This window comes from Verrucomicrobiota bacterium (genome assembly GCA_016871495.1).
In the GTDB taxonomy this organism is placed as follows: Bacteria; Verrucomicrobiota; Verrucomicrobiia; order Limisphaerales; family VHDF01; genus VHDF01.
The window spans coordinates 1-18095 of sequence record VHDF01000098.1; the positions used below are offsets into that span (position 1 = coordinate 1).

Below are 18095 nucleotides of genomic sequence, written 5' to 3' on the forward strand. Positions count from 1 at the left end.
TCGCGTTGCGCTCCCGCAGAGCCCTATCCTTCGCGATGCGTCCGAGTTTTACTCAACCAAATCTTGAAATCCAAACCTCCAAAACCCTAAATCCTCACACCCGGGGACGGGTCCGTTTGATTCGACCCCAGACGGGTCAATTTGATTCGACCGCTGGCAGCGGACTGGGAGTTGATGATTTAGCCCCTCTCCCTGGCCCTCTCCCCGCAGGGCGGGGTGAGGGGATCAGCTGTGGATGTGGAATTGGTTTGTTGGGGTGGATTGCTGAAGGTCGTTGCGGACTGTTTCCACGGACTGACTTCGGTGGCTACCCTGGAAGGAGATCCACGAATTTCACGAAACGACACCAATTCAGAAGATACGGAGTTCGCCTCTTTCGAAATGTTTGTCCCCAAGTTTGACGTGCGGATTCATCAGGCAGCACCGCCGCCGTGAACAACCTCAAGTTCGAAGTGGAGATACCAGGCCGGAAAAATCCAGGCCCAGCGTCGTTCATAGGCCTCCGGCCATTTGCAGGCCAAGCGCCAGACCAGCTTGTTCAACAGGGTGGGATGAAAAATGATGTTTCGGACCCGATGCCTGAACCGGCATTCGGAATAAAAGGAGAAGGAACTCTCCCCGGTGAAATACTCAAAGCTTCGGTGGCCGAAATAATGCCGGTGCGTGGGGTCGGTGAAAGCATTCGCAGACGAAAAATGTGGAACCGTGATCACTACCCGTGCCCCCGGTCTGGAAATGCGGTGGATTTCGTTCACCACCTTCACAATGTCTCCAAGATGCTCAATCACGTCGTAGGCATGCACCTCGTCGAAGGAATGATCCTCAAACGGCCAGGGAAAACTGTTCAAATCGTGCACAACCTCAGGACCCGTGCCCGCCACCAGATCCAGATTGACGGCGTCCTGCATCCGTTTTCGACCCGCGCCAAGATTCAGTTTTTTCAGGGCCATGAGTGGGTAAGGGACGAATCGCCTGGTTCGCTCTGCACTGTTCAGCAGCGGCCTGTAGTTAGTTAGGACCGCTCAAAAGGGCAAACCAAAACACGTTCCAACCGCTTCTCCTCTTTCGCATTGTCTGACCCTAAGTTTGACGCGAAACGAAGAGTCTGGGGGATTGGGGGGTAGGACTCGTTCTGGGATGAGCTTGGTGGACTGGGAGTTGATGATTTAGCCCCTCTCCCTGGCCCTCTCCCCGCAGGGCGGGGTGAGGGGATTCGCTGTGGATGTGGAATTGGTTTGTCGGGGTGTGTTGCTGGAGGTTGTTGCGGACTGTTTCCACGGACTGTCGGCGGTGGGGCAAGGTGAGTCCTTTCAAGCCTTCATTTCGGTGATCTGCTTGGTTGCGATGCCGATCGGGCGATCCAGCGGGATGCCGGCGCAGGAAAGCAACGTGGTGAGCAGGTCGCCCTGATTGCCTTGGACATTGGACAGGAACCGGCCGGTCTTGAGGGATCCACCGCCTTTTCCGGCGATGATAAACGGGAGGTTGTCGCGCCGGTGTTTGTCGCCGTCTTCCAGTCCCGATCCCCACATCATGATGCAATGGTCGAGCAGGGTGCCTTCGCCCTCCTTGAGAGCGTGCATCTTTTTCACCATGTAGGCGAATTGATCGACATTGAGTTTGTTGATGGCCGCCACCTTGCGGATCATTTCCTGATCGCTGCCGTAATGCGTCTGCGAATGGTGCTGATCGGAGAACCCCAACTCGGGGTAGGAGGCTCCGTTGGGCCGGGAACTGATGTAGGTGCTGACGCGCGTGGTGTCGGTCTGGAAGGCGAGGGTGGTCAGGTCGCACATGACCTGCATGTACTCACTGCGCCTGTCGCCCTCGGGTATCTTCACCTCGATGGGTGCCGAATCGGTGGCGTGGCGTCTTGAGGGAGCGATACCGTGCTTCTCCAGAGCGGCATCCTGCTGGCGGATTTCGATGGCGGCGATGCGGCGTTCCACGGAGCGCACGCTGTCGAGGTATTCGTCGAGCTTTCGTTGATCCCCTTTGGCCAGAGTGCGACGCAGGTCGCGGGCGCCGCCGAGCACTCGGTCGAGCATGTGGCGGTCCAGCGGGTTGGTCTGCGTGACCTTGCCTTCCTTGTCGCGTTTACCGAAAAGCCGGTTCAATACATTGCGGGGATCGGTCTCGGCCGGCACGGGTTGGGTGGGCGAGCGGTAACTGCAGTGATTGTAGTATCCCTCATGCAGGCCTTCCTGATTCTCCTTCCAGGTCTGAGGCATGGTAGCCAACTCGAGCGAAGGGAGCAAGGTATGGGCTCCGACGTAGTTGGCCATGATCTGGTCGGCGGAAATGGAAATGTTGATGCGGTCGCGCGAATCGGCGTCGGGCAGCCGCGCGGTGAGCCAGGTGGACAACTCCAGTGCATGGGGAGCACCGCCGAACGGTGCGGTCGGCACGCCCGAGATGCCTTTCAGCATGAGGCATTGATCCATGATCGGTTGCAGCGACTGGATGATGGGCGGCGGCGAGTTGAGGAACTCCTCCTGACTCTGAGGCCAGAACTGGTTCATGATGACCCCGTGCGGCATATACATGAATGCCAGGCGCACCGGCGGCTTGGTGGAATTCGCGCCAGCCGCCCAGCCGAGGGAATCAAAGAACGGCAGCGCGAGGGAGACCCCCACTCCTTTCAGGAAGGTGCGGCGATCGACAAGAGATGGGTGATTGATGGAGTTCATAGTTGTGTTCTGCGGGGTGGGAATGTTGCTCATTCGTCGACTCTACGATGGGTAAAAAGGTAACTGGCGATGACTTCGGTGATGATCGTCCTGACACGGTATTCGTCCCCGGCAATCCGGGCCATCAATTGGTCGATGACGACTTCATCGTAGCCTTCCAACTGTCGCCCCAGCGCGTGAGCCATAAGCCGTTCGGTCAGATTCCGGGCCAGGTCGGACTCCCGCCCGGCCAGGAGGCGCTTCAATTCTGCCGGGTTGGAGAAGCTCGCTCCGGTGGGAAGTTTTCCTGCCGAGTCGATCGCGAGCCCGGCTTCATTCTTGTCACGCCAGCGGCCAATGGCGTCGAAGTTCTCCAGACCGAAACCGATCGGGTCGAGCATCCGATGGCAGTTGGCGCAAACGGGATTCTTCGTGTGGAGTTCGGTCCGTTGCCGCAGGGTCAATCCTTCCACACGTTTCGGTTCCTGCGCGTCGAGTTCGGGAACGTTGGGCGGGGGCGGCGGCACGTGTTCACCCAGGATCTGCTCAAGGACCCACACGCCCCGACGAACCGGGCTGGTCCGGGAGGGGAACGAAGTTGCCGCCAGCGTGGCCGACATGCCGAGGATGCCGCCCCGACTGGGGTCCTTCAGTTTAACCCGGCGCATTCTGGAACCCTCAACGGATGATCCGAGGCCGTATAACTCAGCGAGCGGCTCATTCAGAAAGGTATAGTCGCTGTCCACAAACCGGATGGCCCGTTGGTTCTCGCGCACGATGCTTTCAAAGAACAAGCGGGCTTCATTCATCATCGCCTCGCGCAGCGCCGGCGTCATCTGGGGAAACAGGCCAGGATCGAAAACCTGGCGCTCCAGGTCTTTCACCCGCAGCCACTGGGCGCCGAATCCGTTGAACAGGGCCCGCGCGCGAGGGTGGAGCAAGAGCCGCTTGACCTGGGCCCGCAGGGTCTTGGGCTTGTGCAACTCGCCCTTGTCGGCCAGGGAGGACAACTCGGCGTCAGGCGGCGCTGACCACAACAGATAGGAGAGGCGCGCCGCCATATGGTGGTCGTCCAATCGGACGATCTTTTCGTCGGATTGAACCGCTCCGGCGGGCGCGATGAAGAGGAACTGCGGAGAGACCAGGATCGCTTTGAGCACCAAGCCCAAGGACGCCATATATTCCAACTGTTCCCCGCGGGCGAGGTCGAAAACGTCCACGAGGACGTCCAGTTCCGCCTCGGTGGGGGGTCGGCGGTAGGCATCGCGGGCCAGGGAGCGCGCGACGAGGCGTGCTGCCTGGCGAAGATCGGCACCCTCGGGTGGCTTCCTGCCAAAGAGCCTCCTTTGGACTGCGGTCGGAGCCTTGCCTTCGGGCGCGACGATCTGTCCTACCACATCGTTGGCGATTTCGAGGAACAGTTCTGATTGGAGCGGGGAGATCGAGTTGAGGTAGCCCTCCCCGACGACTTCCTCCGGGAGGCTGTCGGCGATCGACGTGTTCACCCCGTAGAGATCGTGCAGCGTGTTGGCGTATTCGACTTTGGACAGCCGGCGCATCACGAACGGGCCGGGATTTCTTGGGCTCAGGTATTTGAGTTTGCCGATCCACTCGATGAACTGGAGGCGTTCCTCGTCGGTGGGTTGCTTGGCCGCGTCTTCCGGTGGCATGTCATGCACCTTGACGTTCGCGACGGCTTTCTTCCAATGCAGGAACGCGGCGCCACGGCCGGGATCCTTCAGATCGACCTCGAGGTTGACGTTCGCCTTGGCGCGGCCACCCCCATGGCACTTCGTGCAGTACGTTTTCACGAAGGGGGCCACGTTTTCCTTAAAGACCTTCCTGGCGTCGGCCTGGAGTGCCGCCTCTTCTGCGCCCTCACCGTTGGTCTCCGCCAGACACGGCGAGACCATCGACAAGGCCAGCGCACAGCCCAAGACCGCGGTCTTCGCGGGAAGCATCCGGTTGAAGCGAGGGGGCTGCATGCCTGGGATTCAACCATGAGGGACGAGGAAATGGAATAAATAGAGCCGCATTCGAGAGAACTGTCCCTGAGTTTGTTCGATGAGTTCCGCCTACTTGGGCCGCTGGTCCGGCGACTGATAGTCTTTGTGCCAGGCAAATTTCCAAAGCTGTTCCAACGGCGCGAGTTCTCCATGGCCATCCGCGAATACGAGATTCACGGCACCTAGCAGCTTCACGCCAGGTAAATGTCTTCGGGGAACGGGGTTGGGCCGTGAACCGTGCCTGGCGATGGTGATTCGCGACATGCCCGGGCTGCCGGCCGCATCGCCGGCAAAAAGGTCCCGGGCGGGCCTGTCCGTTGATTGGGGCCACGCGTCGGGGGTAATCGCGTCGAAAAACACTGGAGTGCGCGCAGGGCTGGCAATGTCGGATTCCGCGCGAAACGCATCGCGTGTCTTGGGATATCCGCCGACGCCATCAGGCCAGTCCCCGGCATACATCCAGCCGTTGAGCGCGTAGCTTCCGGACCATTTGGGTTCACGCGTCGCCGGGTTGATCACGTTTCCCCATACCCAAGCGCTCACCACCGTTCCGAGCTCGCCATATTTTTTGTTGAAAGGCGCGGTCGGGCACAAGCGGATGCTGTCGACCTGGGCGTAATTCTCGCTCAACGTTTTCAGCCAGAGAGGGTCCTTGAACTCGTAGGGGATGGTCTTGCCGTGATCATTCGCATACATAAAGTTCGCGAGTCCAAGCTGGCGCAGATTCGCGAGACACTTGATTTGTTGCGCCTTGGTTTTGGCGCGGGACAGCGCAGGCAAAAGCATGCCGGCCAGAATCGCAATAATGGCGATGACGACGAGGAGTTCGATGAGCGTGAAGCCGGCGGCCTGGCGAGAATGAAATGGCCCGGGCTGAATTCTGGTTCGTTGATGGAGGCGTTGTTCGTTCATAATGTCCTGGATGCTTTCGACAAATCTCGTTTGGGCGGATTGGATCCGTTGCAGGCGTCGATGCCGACGACGGCTCGATCTCCGCTTCGAAACGAGTCAGTCCGGCCGCTTCGCCGGGGGCTTGTAGTTCCGGTGCCAGTCCAGATTCCACAAGTCATCCAGACGCACGGGTTCAACGTGGTTATCGATGAAGACGGCGTGAACAGCGCCCGGCATGCGTTGGCCGGGCTGGAGATTCTTGGGATACTCGCTGGGGCGCGAGCCGTGGCGGGCGATGCAGAGGCGCTGCATCATCGCCGCATTCCCGCCGGTCAAGAGATTGCGCGCCGGTCGGTCTGAGGCCAGCGGCCAAAAGTCCGCCCAGTTGGCGTCGGCGAAAATGGGCGTTTTCACGGGGCTCTCGATGGTCGACTCGCCTGAAAAATGTTTGGCCGCATCTTGAATTCCTTCTCCGCCTGGAGCGTAGAGCCAGCCGTTCATGCCGTAGCTGCTTTCGAAGCCGGTGTTCCATTGCACCGGAGTTTTCATCGGACCATACCAGGCGGCCACGGCTGAACCGACGGCCTCACCGGTGGGAACGCGCTTGGGCGGCACGGGCGCCGTCGGACACAAGCGGATGCGATCCGCCGGCACGTCGCGGCGGATCAGAGCCATCCAGAAGTTGCTGGGATTGTAGGCGACCGGAAACGTTTTGCCCGTGTCATTCACGTACATCGAGTAGCCCAGGCCCATTTGTTTTAGGCTGTTCTGGCACACCGCGGACTGGCCTTTGAGCTTGGCCTTGCTCAACGCGGGCAGAAGCATACCGGCCAGGATGGCGATGATCGCGATGACGACCAGAAGTTCGATGAGGGTGAAGCCAAGCCCTCGCCCTCGATCCATGGGACGAGGTCCGGTGGGTTTAGTAGAAGCTGTGTGCATTTCCAGAATAGGTGTGCAGCAATTTGGCGCGGATTCGCGTTTCCACGTGACCATCGGCCCACATCGTGTTGACCGAGTCCACTTTTCCGCGATACGGGTGCCCCGCCACGGCTTTGTTGATGTCGGGCTTGCTGTCGGCGCCTTGAATGCAGATGTCCGTGAGGATCGGGCGCAGCGCCGCGCGGGCATCTTCCGTGCGCCGCGGCCAGCCATTGGGTGAGTTGATGCCTCCCGGTTCGTCACCTTTTTTCGGCAGCACCGGAAAGAACTGGCCGCCGCCAATCGACCTTGGCACCCACCAACTGTGGGAAAGAATGGCGAAATAGCCGTAGGCACGCTGGAAATACTTTAGAAGATCTTCCGGTTTGTTCAGCGAAGCCCCCTTGAACTTGGCCTTGTACCAGTTGTTCGCCTCGGTGAATTCGCCCGGGCGCACGGGGCAGAACCACATCGGCACATTCAGCCCATAAGGTTCCAGGGCTGGAATCATGTTCGTCGGCACGTCCCACGGATTGAGTCCGGTGCCGCCCATTTCCCAGGTTGGCAGCACTTCACGATTCTCGTTGGCGTACATCGTCACGGCAATGCCCCACTGCCGGTAATGGGACGTGCAATTCACGACTTTGGCGCGAAACTTGGAGCGTGCGAGGGTCGGTAGCAACATTCCCGCGAGGATGGCGATGATCGCGATCACAACCAGAAGCTCGATCAGGGTGAATCCGGGAGGGCGTGAGAAAGACCTCGCATGAGGCGACTGCAAGGGTGTCTTCATAGTGAATTCTTATTGCGGAGCTGGAGATTTGGCAACTCCTCCCTTCGACCGCCGATCTGTCGCGCGGCATCCGCAAGCAGTCGGGGCGCGCCGTTCACGGCGCTTCCGCTCGCGCCAATCGGCCGCGGCGATCTCCTCCCGCGCCATGGCCCGCCATGGGTGAATGCCTTCGCCCTGGCAGCACCCTTGCCCGTTGAAGCTGCCATGCCCCTTTGAAGACACGCCCTGAAGCGGCGTGAACGCCGCGCGCATCACCGACAACCTCTGGATGCACCCGATCCGTCGGGCCATCGGGTGAGAAACCACGGTCAGTGCGACATTTCAGTCCTTCTCATCTTGCCTCGGAGCGCCGCTGTGCCGCCGCAACCTGCCGCGGCGGGTCTCCAGGATCCCAAGCGTTTGGTCTGCCGACGCGCTGCGGTTGGTGCTCCTCACACAGCCGCGCTCCGCAAAATGAGCATCGTTGGGGACGCTTACTCATGGGAATTGGCTTTGTCGCGTGATGGGAGCGTGGCCGAACGGAGGAGGTTTCGAGGAGGAGGCGGCGGCGGGAACGGATGTTGCGCGCAAGCGGCTTGTCAGAGTCTTACCCTTGGCGTGGCCCGGACACCGTTCCCATCACGTCGTTGGCTTTTGTCGGATTGCCATGCCCGGTGAGTTCAGGCAGGACAAGGGCCATGCTTGGCACGGTCATCAACGGCGCCGCGATCCTGGCCGGCGGTGCCGCCGGGATTTTCGCCGCGCGCCAACTCACGGAGCAGCGCCAGCTCTCCATCAAAGTCCTCCTGGGCGCGTTCACCGTTTATGCCGGACTCAGCACCGCCTGGTCCGGGCTCAACGGATCCCTGGGCCAAGCCGGCAAACAACTGCTCATCGCCATGGTCGCCATGTCGCTCGGGCGAATCGCCGGACGCCTCTGCCGCATCCAAGCCACTCTCAACAAGGTCGGCGGCTACGCACGCGAAAAGTTCGCCACCGCGGGAGGGCCGAGCACGAGCCGATTCGCGGACGGCTTCATCACCTGCACCCTGTTGTTCTGCGTCGGACCCATGTCCATTCTCGGAGCCATTCAAGACGGACTCGAAGGGAAAATCCGCGTGCTCGTCATCAAGTCCGTCATGGACGGACTCGCCACGATGGGATTTGTGGCCACGTTTGGCCGGGGCGTCATGCTGGCGGCCATCCCTGTGGTCGCCTACCAAGGCACGATCACCCTGCTCGCGCAGCATCTGAGGCCCTTGCTCGCACAGCCAGACCTGTTGCACTCGGTCAATGTGGTGGGAGGATTGTTGGTCTTTTGCATCGCCATGATCATCCTGGAATTGAAGAAGTTTGAGCTGGCCGATTACCTGCCCAGCCTGGCCTTCGCGCCGGCCCTCACCTACCTCTTGCGTTAAACCGCGGCTTCAAACCATTCTTCCTCCACTTGCGTATGAAAACCGGACCGCACAACGCGACAGCCGCCAGTCTGGCTGCCGCCCTCCTCATCCTCGCTACCGCCACAGCCACCGCCGACGAAGGCATGTGGCTCTACAACAATCCGCCCCGGGAAAAGATCCGTCAGGCCTACGGATTCGATATCACCGACGCCTGGCTCGATCACTTGATGAAATCTTCCGTCCGCTTCAACAGCGGCGGCTCCGGTTCATTCGTCTCCGAGGACGGCCTCGTCATTTCCAACCACCATGTCGGCGCCGACGCGATCCAAAAGCTCAGCAGCGAGAAACAAAACTACCTGCGCGACGGATTCCACGCGCGATCCGCCGCCGAGGAGCTGAAATGCGTGGACCTGGAACTCAATGTTCTCCAATCCATCTCCGACGTGACGCCCCGGGTGAACGCCGCCGTGCCGGCCGGCATGAGTGCCGAGGACGCCTTCAGAGCCCGCCGGAAGGTCATCGCGGAAATCGAAAAAGAATCCCTCGACCAAACAGGCCTGCGCAGCGACGTGGTGACGCTGTATCAGGGTGGACAATACCATCTCTACCGATTCAAACGTTACACCGATGTCCGCCTGACCTTCGCGCCCGAACAACAAATCGCCTTCTTCGGAGGCGATCCCGACAATTTTGAGTATCCCCGTTTCGACCTCGATTTTTGCCTGTTCCGAGTTTACGAGAACAACCAGCCGGTCAAGGTCCCCCACCACCTCAAGTGGAGCCGGAATGGCGCGGCCGAGGGCGAGTTGACATTTGTCTCCGGCCACCCCGGCCGTACGAGCCGCCTCATGACGATGGCCGAGCTGGAATATCTTCGCGATGTTCAATTCCCCTACACGCTGGCCCGCCTCAAACGCCTTGAGGTGCTTCTCCATTCCTGGAGCGGCCGCAGTGAGGAAAACGCGCGCCGCGCCAAGGACGAGCTGTTCGGATACCAAAACAGCCGCAAAGCCCGCGACGGCGGCCATGCAGGGCTCTACGATCCCGTCCTGATGGGACGCAAGGCCGCCGCCGAAAAAGCCTTCCGTTCCAGGCTGGCTTCCGATCCCGCCCACGCCGAGGCCGATCGTGCTTTCCAAACCATCGCCGACGCGCAAGCCGAACTCGGCAAGATCGCCCTCCGCTATCGCCTCCTTGAAGTTGGCCACGCGTTCGGCGGTCACGCCTTCGGCATCGCACGCACATTGCTTCGCGCCGCGGATGAAGCCACCAAGTCCAGCGGCGATCGCTTGAGCGAATTCCGCGATTCCGCCAAAGCGTCGCTGGAGCTCCAACTCTTCTCCGACGAGCCCATTCATGCGGACCTCGAACAAGTCCTGCTGGCTGACAGTCTGACCTTCCTTTCCGAACAACTCGGCGCGCGGGATGCCACCGTCTCCAAGATCCTGGCGGGAAAATCTCCCCGCGCGCGCGCCGCTCAACTCGTCAAGGAAACCCAAGTGCAAAAAGTGGACGTCCGCAAACGGCTCTACCCATCCACCCCCGCCCAACTCCGCGCCTCCTCCGATCCGATGATTCAGCTGGCAGCCGCCATCGACGAGGAATCCCGGACGCTTCGCAAGACCGCCGAAGCGCAGGACGAGCGCAAGCGCCAAGCCCACGCTGCCATCGCCAAGGCCCGCTTCGCCCTGGAAGGCACCTCGAAGTATCCGGACGCCACCTTCACTCTTCGCCTGGCCTACGGTCCTGTGAAAGGCTTTGAGGAAAACGGCCGGGCCGTCCCGTTTCAAACCACTTACGCGGGACTCTACCACCGCGCCGAATCACAAAAATTCAAGCCACCCTTCGATTTGCCTGCCCGCTGGCTGAAAAGGAAAGCCAAGCTGGACCTTCAGACCCCGTTCAATTTCGTCAGCAGCGCGGATATCATCGGGGGCAATTCCGGGAGCCCTGTCGTCAATCGAGCGGGTGAGTTCGTGGGCATCATTTTCGACGGGAATCTGCAGTCGCTGGTCCTCGATTTTGAGTACACCGACCAGGTAGCTCGGGCGGTTTCAGTCCATTCCTCCGCCATCCTGGAATCTCTCGAGAAAGTGTACGACGCCAAAGCCCTGGCCCGGGAATTGGTCCAGGGCCGCCGGACCCGCTGATGCTCAAAGTTCCCCAGGTCACAAACTTCTCCGGACGAGCGAAGGCGCGCCTCAAGCTCCCGGACAAGCGTCCTCGAATCCGCGCATGAGGTTGCTCGTCGCCATCACCGGCGCCAGCGGTTCGCTCTACGCGCAACGACTGCTCGACCGTCTGGATCCGGCGCAACACGAGATTCACCTCGTGCTCAGCGCCTACGCCGGCGCCGTGCTCGCGGAAGAATTGCCGGACGGGTTGCGCCTGGATCCCCGCGTGGTCAAACACTCGGTCAAGAGCATGAACGCTCCCTTCGCCAGCGGATCGAACGCGTTCGATGCCATGGTGGTCCTTCCTTGCAGCCTGGGCACACTAGGGCGCATCGCCCACGGCATCAGCTCCGATCTCCTGCTCCGCGCCGCCGACGTCATGCTGAAAGAAAGGCGCAAGCTCATCCTCGTGCCGCGCGAGACACCGTTGAATCTGGTGCACGTCCGCAATTTTGAACTTTTGTTGCTCGCCGGCGCCATCCTGCTCCCCGCCAATCCGTCCTTTTACAGCCGGCCTGCCACGGTTGAAGCCGTGGTGGACACGGTCGTCGCACGGGTGCTTGATCACCTGGGCCTGGATCACTCGATCGCCCCGCGCTGGCAGGAGGAGCCGGAGTGAACTCCCACCCCGAGAGCCTTCCTTCCCAGCCGGGGGGAATGTGGCAGCGGCTGGCCTTGTGGGCGGATTTCGTCAAGATTTCCCACACGGTCTTCGCCCTTCCTTTCGCCCTCGCCTCGATGATGATCGCCGCTCGCACCACACGCGGCTGGCCCGGGTGGAAAACCTTTCTCCTCGTCCTGGCCTGCATGTTCTTCGCGCGCTCCTGCGCCATGGCATTCAACCGCATCGCGGACCGCGAATTCGACCGTGCCAATCCGCGCACCGCGAGCCGCCACCTCCCCTCAGGCCAGATCACACTCGCCTCGGCCTGGGGGTTTTTCCTGCTCAACGTGGCCGGATTCGGCGCCGCCGCGTATGCGCTCAACCCGCTCTGCTTCCTGCTCTCCCCCGTCGCGCTTTTTGTCGTTTGCTTTTACTCCCTGACGAAACGCTTCACCGATTTCACCCACGTCTTTCTTGGCGTCGCCCTCGCGCTCGCCCCGCTGGGCGCGTGGATCGCCGTCAAGGGCAAGCTCCAGTTCGTGCCGCTCCAAGAATCGGCAATGATTCCTGTCCTGCTCTCGCTCGCCGTGGTTTTCTGGCTCATCGGCTTCGATATCATTTACGCCATCCAAGACTACGATTTCGACCGTCGGAATGGACTGCGCTCCCTGGTGGTTGCGTGGGGGCCGGACAACGCTCTGAGAGCATCCGCTTTGTCCCACATGCTCATGTGGGGACTGCTGGCGGGATTTGGCATGTTCGCGGGGTTCAAAATCGCCTATTTCACCGGTTTGATCGTCATCCTGATCTGCCTCGCCCTCGAGCATTTCATTGCGCGTAAACGCAGCCTGAAATGGGTTCAAACCGCGTTTTTCAAACTTAACGCGTTGATCAGCGGGGTTTTTTTCACCGTCGTCGCCGCCGAAATCGTCTTCCCGGGTTTCCGCTTTGCCCGTTAACCTTCGCCATGGCCCGAACCACCCCCGACTCGATCCATTTTGGCGAACTCGCCGATCTCGCCCTCAAAGTGCGGGAGGGCGAACGCCTCACCGAAGACGAGGCCCTCCGCCTCTTCTCCTGTCGCGACCTGACGGCGCTCGGTTCTCTCGCCGACCTGGCCCGGGAACGACAGTGCGGCAACCAAGCCACGTTCATTCTCAACCGCTACATCAATTATTCGAACTACTGCATCCTGTCGTGCCAGTTCTGCGCGTTCGCCCGCAAGAAGCGGGACGCCGACGGATTCGAACTTTCCCTCGAGGAGATTATTCAGAAAGGCCGTGAAGCCCTCGCCTGCGGCGTCACGGAACTCCACATCGTCGGCGGACTCCACCCCTCGCTTCCATCCGGCTTTTATCTGGAAATGCTCCGCCGCCTGCGCGCCTTGAGTCCCGACCTCCGGCTTAAATGCTTCACGGCCATCGAGATTCTCCACATCGCCTGGCTCGCAAAAACCTCCCCGCGCGAGCTCCTCCTCCAGTTCAAGGAAGCTGGACTGGATTCCCTGACCGGCGGAGGCGCTGAAATCTTCCGCAAAGAAGTCCGTTCCGCCATCGCCCGGGGCAAGGAATCCGCCGCGGAATGGCTGGACGTTCATCGCACCTGGCACCAACTGGGTGGACGCAGCACCTGCACCATGCTTTTCGGCCACGTCGAGACGATCGAAGACCGCGTGGATCACCTCCGCCAGTTGCGTGCCTTGCAGGACGAAACCTCTGGATTCACGGGCTTCGTCCCCCTGCCCTACCAGCCTGAGAATAATTGTATCCCGGTCCAACACCCGCCCACAGGCTTGGACATTCTGCGCACCATCGCCGTCAGCCGGCTTTACCTCGACAACATCCCCCATATCACTGCTTACTGGGTGGGACTCGGCTTGCGCCTCGCCCAGGTGGCTCTGAGCTTTGGTGCGGACGACCTCCACGGCACGATCATGGAAGAACACATTTTTCACATGGCCGGGGCTTCCACACCTCAAAGCCAGGAACAGCAGGACATGATCAAGGCCATTCGCGAAGCCGGGCGCGTTCCTGTTCAGCGCGACACGTTCTACCAGCCGATTCGCGAATGCGCGGAGGCCGTGCCGTGAACAACTCTGATCAACCTCTTCCGCGCCTTCGGCTCGCCGAAGAACGCGGACCGGAGGACCTCGCGCAGGCGCTGGGCCGGGAAAAGCGCGCCGAACAACTCGCGCGCGAGGATCGATTGGAGAAGGCGCTGGGTGATTTCAAAGTCGGTTCCGTCCCCTACCTCAACGCTGTGCCGCTGACCCGCGGCCTGGAGCATGAAATTGTTTTGCTCCCCCCGTCCGAACTCGCCCGTCAACTGCGCGCCGGCCAACTGGATGCCGGACTCGTCAGCGTCACCGAAGTTCTCTTCCATCCGGGCTTTGACGTGCTGGACGGCATCGCGATCGCCTCGCTGGGCGAAGTGAAAAGCGTGTTCCTCGCCCATAGGGTGCCGCGCTCCGAAATCAAAACGGTCTACTGCGACCCCGCCTCGCTCACCAGCGTTCGCTTGCTGGAGGTCTTGTTCGCCGAGGAAGGATTGCGACCCGCGCTGGTTCCGCTTCCAGGCTACGATCAGGTATCCAACCTGGATGCCGTCCTGTTGATCGGGGATGAGGCGATTCGCTTTCTGCTGAGCAAGCCCGCGCACGAAATCTGGGATCTCGGGGCGGCGTGGTATGAACTCACGCGCCTGCCGTTCGTGTACGCGGTGTGGGCGCTGACACGGCGGCGGGACACGCGCGAACTGCGCCGGGCACTGCGGGAAGCCAGGGATTTCGGGCTTGAAACCCTCGATTATCTGATCGCCTCACGCCCGGAGTTCACGCTCGATTTCCGAAAAGACTACCTCGGCTGGCACATTCATTTCCATCTGGGCCAGGACGAGAAACGCGGCCTGGCTCGATTCATCGAACTGCTGCGAAAGCACCAAACCGTCCCCGTGCTGGACCCGGTGTTTGTGAAATGAGGAAGCCCGTGGGTTTTCTTCTGAGCGGAGCAGCAATCCAGAGCAACGTGGTCTGAGACAGGTCAACGAAGAAGGCGTTCCGCATCACTCCTTAAGTTGTCCGCCAAACGAGCACAGCGACGACCTCGGGGGCGGCGGTGGTGTGCACAGTGCGCTTACGATTTCCCGCGACGCTCGAACGGACGGCGGAGAGGCCGTTCGCGCCTTGGCGAAGCAAAACATCTCGTCCGATGTTCTGGTTTTCAGCGACCTGGTTAGGCGACTGGCTCATAGTCTGGAAGGTTTCTACTGACGGTCGCATAGTATAGAGACATTACGGCGCATTTAGAAAGCCAACTCGGTCTGTGCTCAAAAAGAATTTATCAGCGTAGGTCTTTTCCGCATTCGACTCAGCGCTTTGCGCGCCTGGCTGCTGAGTTGAAAATAGTCCTTGGGGCAAAAATGCGGAAGTTCATCCTTTTTCCAATAAGCCCAAATGTATTCGACCGGGTTAAGCTCCGGAGCATAAGCCGGTAACCGTTCCAGCAAACCCGCGCCGTTCGTTCCGCAGTAAAAACGAGTCAATGGTCATCGGTGCCTGGCTGGGACAGGGTGTCCCAAATGGTACGGGTAGGTAGCCACGGCCCAGAGTCCGGCGAAGCCAGCAAGTGTACCCTTGGCTGAATGAACCAGCCCGGTTCCCTTGTTGGCGCTGCGTTACCGTTTCCTCCCCAGGCGAGCATGATTGTGGTTGAGGATCTCCCGCAGAGGCGCCGAGGCGCGAAGAAGGCATGTTCTCCGCGCATCATGCTTGGCATTACCCGCGAATGCTTTTGATTTTGGATTGTTTGTTCCTTCTTCTCAGCGTCTCTGCGGGAAAACCTTGCGGGATTTTTGATTTTTATCCTGATGCGTGTCTGATTCCCGGGGTATTTATTGGCGCAAACCATCTGACCTGCGGATTAAAATCATGAGAATCACGACCGGTTTTGTTCCCAATCTGCCGGGGGTGCTGCTGCTTCTGGCGTGTTCAGGGCCTGTTGCAGATGAAGGTGAAAGTGCAACTGTCGCTTCGAGTTTGGTCGTGCCGCAGTCCGGTTCAGTTTCTTCAACCCACCCTTTTCCCACGGTTCAGGCTGCCGAGAGCGTGGCTTTTCGGGTGCTCCAGCGCGAGAGTCAGTTCGTTTTGGTGAGTCCGCAAATGTCCCGGACCCTGCACGATGTCCTTGCTCAGGCCGTGACAGCAATACGGCAGCTTGAGCCCAGACGAGGAGATCGCCGGGATCGGCAGCATGCCCTGAGGGTTCTCCAAACCATTGATTCGGTCCTGATCCGTTTTGGGTTTCTCTACCCGGTGACAGGATCCGTGGATCTGATGGCTGATGCACTCACGCCCTTTCAGTTGAGTGCTGAAAGCCGTGCTGTGTTTGAGGCTCAGCCGCACAATCAACGAAGATTGGAGCGGATCCGCCAGGGATTTCCCGGTCCGTTCCATGTGCTGGATTGCGACACGGCCTGCTTTATTTATCTGAGTGTTGCAGAACAGCTTGGGCTTCCGTTGAAACTGGTGACCATTCCCTCCTTGAACCGAAGAACCGGCCACACCTTTGTCCGATGGCGGGAAGGATCCAATCACCTGAACTGGGAAACGATGGATGGCGTTGTCCGTTCGGATGATTTTTACGAGAAGGAATGGAAAATTCCGGCCGCGGTAATGCGCAGTAAATCTGCGATGAAGGATCTCTCCCGCGTGGAGATTGAAGGGTTCATTCATTATCTGATCGCAGTTTCCCATTCCCGACGCAAACAACATGAGCAGGCGATCCGCGAACTGGATCGCGCGGCGGAGCTGTATCCGGAGAACCTCGACGCGCGTCGCGAATTTGCTTGGGTGACTGCGACCGCACCGGTGTTGCGCAACCGTCGCAACACGGACGCGATTTCGAATGCGTTGTTTGTTTTGGAGCGGGCGGATGATCCGGACATTCGGGACACCCTGGCAGCGGCCCATGCTTCGGCGGGAAGATTTGATCTGGCTATCCGGGAGGTGCGTGCTGCCATTGCAAGTGGTTGGGCGTCACGCGAGGCGCGGGTTGGATACCGGCAGCGTCTGGCGCTTTACGAGCAGGGGCGGGTTTATCGTCAGCCGGTTCGTGAACTGGAGGAGGGCGGCCCAAAGGACCAGGAAAGGCGCTGAGTTCGTACCGGTTCACTGTGGAACCGCCGGTGTGCATTGTTTTCGACGGCTGAGGAAAGTGCAGGGACCATCTCACCTCTCCATTTTGGGAATCCTGACCGTCATGGTTGCCAGGCCGCGATTGGCCCGGAGATCGTAGGGGCTGAAGGTCATGGTGACGGGCACGGCCCCCGTCGGTTTCATCTCCCAATGGAGCTGTCGGTTCCAGGACGAGGAAGGGAGGTATTGGGCGGAACCTTCAACGACGACCGTTCCCCCGAGAAGACATGCGGATTCGAGGCAATAGATGATGGGACCGCTCCGGCAGGCGATCTGATTCAGCGTTTCCTCAACGAACGGATTGGCTTCGATCCAGCCCACCGGCATTGGGAGTTCGAGGTCCGCGGTGTCGACCGTTTGCCAGCCAGTTTGGCATTGACCGGTTGACCTTTGACCCGAGGTAGATAACCCGGGATCACTGTCACCAAGGAACCTCTCCGAAGACCGTCAAACACCGAATCTCCGCGCTCGATGCGACCCTTCGCAGGAGCATGCATCGCGGTCGGCTGGGTTGGCTCGAATCCCAACGGGATTCCGTCCTTCAGCCCGGGATCGGGCCGCGTTTCCGCGGACTTACCCCGGGTCACCTGCGTGTGTGAAATCCAACCCCAACGGGGTTGCAGCATGCGCGTCGCAGGCCCCGAAGAGGCTCTCCAATCCAAGCCCAACCCCGTTGGGGTTGGGACCGGTGGGGGCCTTGTTCCCCGGGGTAGCCCCGCCTTCGCGGGCCAACCCCGGGCTGGAGGTCAGAACGCCGTTGGCGTTCCAGCGTGGCCCCGAACTTCGCAGCTCAGTGACGAGTCGTTCTGTACGCCCGCCATAAAGAATCCAACCCGAGAGCTCTGCCCCAAGCGAACCTCTTGGCCCAACCACGTCGTCAGGCTGTCCACGCTGAGTCACCGTGAACGGCGCGGTCCGGGGATTGCGGTTGTACGCCTGGGGGAATCGCGGGGCGATAGGCTTGGCACCGCCTCGCAGGCTGGGCAGCCTGCGGCACAGCAGACAGGGCTGTCTGCGTTACGGGGGAAGCCTGGAGCGTCATTCGGGACGGGTTGGGAATCCACGCGGATGGGTTGTCCACGTTGAAGCGCCCTGAACGGCGTGGTCCGGAGATGGCGGTCTCACACCTGGGGGAATTGCGTGGCAACCCAAGATCTCTGTCCCCATGGAACTTGCCGGACTGAACTTTCCACGACGCGATGCCTTCGACGTTTTCTTTGCGTCCTTCGCGGCCTCTGCGCGAGGAAAAGAGCATTGCCTCGCACCCAACCCGTAGCGCGGCGCGATGGAAACCGGCGTGATCTCGGGATATCATTCGAGATCTCTGTCCCCAAAGAACTTCTTCCTCTCCCTGCGAAGCATGAGCGGGGAGAGGACCGAGGAGGGGTAGCCTCAGACATCCTGACCTCATGCGGGGAAAGATTGGGTGGAGTGGAATGGAATTGAGACCAAGAGGGACATTTTCGA

General features: G+C 60.3%; 14 protein-coding genes. 7 read left to right on the forward strand and 7 right to left on the reverse strand.

Annotation, left to right across the window (positions count from 1 at the left end):
- Positions 1-413 precede the first annotated feature (413 nt).
- The 6 genes from FJ404_16805 to FJ404_16830 form a co-directional block, all read right to left on the reverse strand.
- A complete protein-coding gene (locus tag FJ404_16805) occupies positions 414-950 on the reverse strand; it encodes a class I SAM-dependent methyltransferase (GenBank protein ID MBM3824518.1) in 537 nt (178 codons plus the stop codon).
- Positions 951-1310: 360 nt separating this feature from the next.
- The gene (locus tag FJ404_16810) at positions 1311-2690 is read right to left on the reverse strand and encodes a DUF1552 domain-containing protein (GenBank protein ID MBM3824519.1); all 1380 of its coding nucleotides are present in this window, start codon (positions 2688-2690) and stop codon (positions 1311-1313) included.
- Positions 2691-2719: 29 nt separating this feature from the next.
- The gene (locus FJ404_16815; GenBank protein ID MBM3824520.1) at positions 2720-4654 is read right to left on the reverse strand and encodes a DUF1592 domain-containing protein; all 1935 of its coding nucleotides are present in this window, start codon (positions 4652-4654) and stop codon (positions 2720-2722) included.
- 90 nt (positions 4655-4744) lie between these two features.
- Entirely contained in the window at positions 4745-5587 is an 843-nt protein-coding gene (locus FJ404_16820) for a type II secretion system protein (protein ID MBM3824521.1), read from the reverse strand.
- 96 nt (positions 5588-5683) lie between these two features.
- Positions 5684-6469 carry a type II secretion system protein gene (locus tag FJ404_16825; GenBank protein ID MBM3824522.1) on the reverse strand — a complete coding sequence of 262 codons (786 nt, stop codon included), beginning with the start codon at positions 6467-6469 and terminating at the stop codon, positions 5684-5686.
- Positions 6470-6488: 19 nt separating this feature from the next.
- On the reverse strand, positions 6489-7280 hold the full coding sequence (locus FJ404_16830; GenBank protein MBM3824523.1) for a type II secretion system protein: 792 nt from the start codon (positions 7278-7280) through the stop codon (positions 6489-6491).
- Between the two features lie 557 nt (positions 7281-7837).
- On the opposite strand from FJ404_16830, the gene FJ404_16835 reads away from it, so the two are divergent.
- The 7 genes from FJ404_16835 (at position 7838) to FJ404_16865 (ending at position 16589) form a co-directional block, all read left to right on the forward strand.
- The gene (locus tag FJ404_16835; protein MBM3824524.1) at positions 7838-8677 is read left to right on the forward strand and encodes a DUF554 domain-containing protein; all 840 of its coding nucleotides are present in this window, start codon (positions 7838-7840) and stop codon (positions 8675-8677) included.
- Positions 8678-8712: 35 nt separating this feature from the next.
- On the forward strand, positions 8713-10809 hold the full coding sequence (locus FJ404_16840; protein ID MBM3824525.1) for a S46 family peptidase: 2097 nt from the start codon (positions 8713-8715) through the stop codon (positions 10807-10809).
- Positions 10810-10894: 85 nt separating this feature from the next.
- On the forward strand, positions 10895-11452 hold the full coding sequence (locus tag FJ404_16845; GenBank protein ID MBM3824526.1) for a UbiX family flavin prenyltransferase: 558 nt from the start codon (positions 10895-10897) through the stop codon (positions 11450-11452).
- Positions 11453-11490: 38 nt separating this feature from the next.
- Positions 11491-12396: a 4-hydroxybenzoate octaprenyltransferase gene (locus FJ404_16850; GenBank protein MBM3824527.1), complete on the forward strand. Its 906-nt coding sequence runs from the start codon at positions 11491-11493 to the stop codon at positions 12394-12396.
- 8 nt (positions 12397-12404) lie between these two features.
- Entirely contained in the window at positions 12405-13526 is a 1122-nt protein-coding gene (mqnE, locus tag FJ404_16855) for an aminofutalosine synthase MqnE (protein ID MBM3824528.1), read from the forward strand.
- Positions 13505-14413 carry a menaquinone biosynthesis protein gene (locus FJ404_16860; GenBank protein ID MBM3824529.1) on the forward strand — a complete coding sequence of 303 codons (909 nt, stop codon included), beginning with the start codon at positions 13505-13507 and terminating at the stop codon, positions 14411-14413. The genes mqnE and FJ404_16860 overlap by 22 nt, the downstream gene beginning before the upstream one ends.
- 1354 nt (positions 14414-15767) lie before the next feature.
- Entirely contained in the window at positions 15768-16589 is an 822-nt protein-coding gene (locus tag FJ404_16865; GenBank protein MBM3824530.1) for a hypothetical protein, read from the forward strand.
- Between the two features lie 72 nt (positions 16590-16661).
- Here FJ404_16865 and FJ404_16870 read toward each other — a convergent pair whose 3' ends face one another.
- Complete coding sequence (locus FJ404_16870; protein ID MBM3824531.1) at positions 16662-16955, reverse strand: hypothetical protein; 294 nt, start codon at positions 16953-16955, stop codon at positions 16662-16664.
- Positions 16956-18095: the final 1140 nt, after the last annotated feature.

What these genes read in the sequence shown, in the direction of transcription:
- FJ404_16835 (MBM3824524.1), top strand. Translation starts at nt 7,838, where the DNA reads ATGTTGCGCGCAAGCGGCTTGTCAGAGTCTTACCCTTGGCGTGGCCCG.
- mqnE (MBM3824528.1), top strand. Translation starts at nt 12,405, where the DNA reads ATGGCCCGAACCACCCCCGACTCGATCCATTTTGGCGAACTCGCCGAT.
- FJ404_16810 (MBM3824519.1), bottom strand. Translation starts at nt 2,690, where the DNA reads ATGAACTCCATCAATCACCCATCTCTTGTCGATCGCCGCACCTTCCTG.
- FJ404_16845 (MBM3824526.1), top strand. Translation starts at nt 10,895, where the DNA reads ATGAGGTTGCTCGTCGCCATCACCGGCGCCAGCGGTTCGCTCTACGCG.
- FJ404_16815 (MBM3824520.1), bottom strand. Translation starts at nt 4,654, where the DNA reads ATGCAGCCCCCTCGCTTCAACCGGATGCTTCCCGCGAAGACCGCGGTC.
- FJ404_16820 (MBM3824521.1), bottom strand. Translation starts at nt 5,587, where the DNA reads ATGAACGAACAACGCCTCCATCAACGAACCAGAATTCAGCCCGGGCCA.
- FJ404_16860 (MBM3824529.1), top strand. Translation starts at nt 13,505, where the DNA reads ATGCGCGGAGGCCGTGCCGTGAACAACTCTGATCAACCTCTTCCGCGC.
- FJ404_16825 (MBM3824522.1), bottom strand. Translation starts at nt 6,469, where the DNA reads ATGGATCGAGGGCGAGGGCTTGGCTTCACCCTCATCGAACTTCTGGTC.
- FJ404_16840 (MBM3824525.1), top strand. Translation starts at nt 8,713, where the DNA reads ATGAAAACCGGACCGCACAACGCGACAGCCGCCAGTCTGGCTGCCGCC.
- FJ404_16850 (MBM3824527.1), top strand. Translation starts at nt 11,491, where the DNA reads ATGTGGCAGCGGCTGGCCTTGTGGGCGGATTTCGTCAAGATTTCCCAC.
- FJ404_16805 (MBM3824518.1), bottom strand. Translation starts at nt 950, where the DNA reads ATGGCCCTGAAAAAACTGAATCTTGGCGCGGGTCGAAAACGGATGCAG.
- FJ404_16870 (MBM3824531.1), bottom strand. Translation starts at nt 16,955, where the DNA reads ATGCCGGTGGGCTGGATCGAAGCCAATCCGTTCGTTGAGGAAACGCTG.
- FJ404_16865 (MBM3824530.1), top strand. Translation starts at nt 15,768, where the DNA reads ATGGCTGATGCACTCACGCCCTTTCAGTTGAGTGCTGAAAGCCGTGCT.
- FJ404_16830 (MBM3824523.1), bottom strand. Translation starts at nt 7,280, where the DNA reads ATGAAGACACCCTTGCAGTCGCCTCATGCGAGGTCTTTCTCACGCCCT.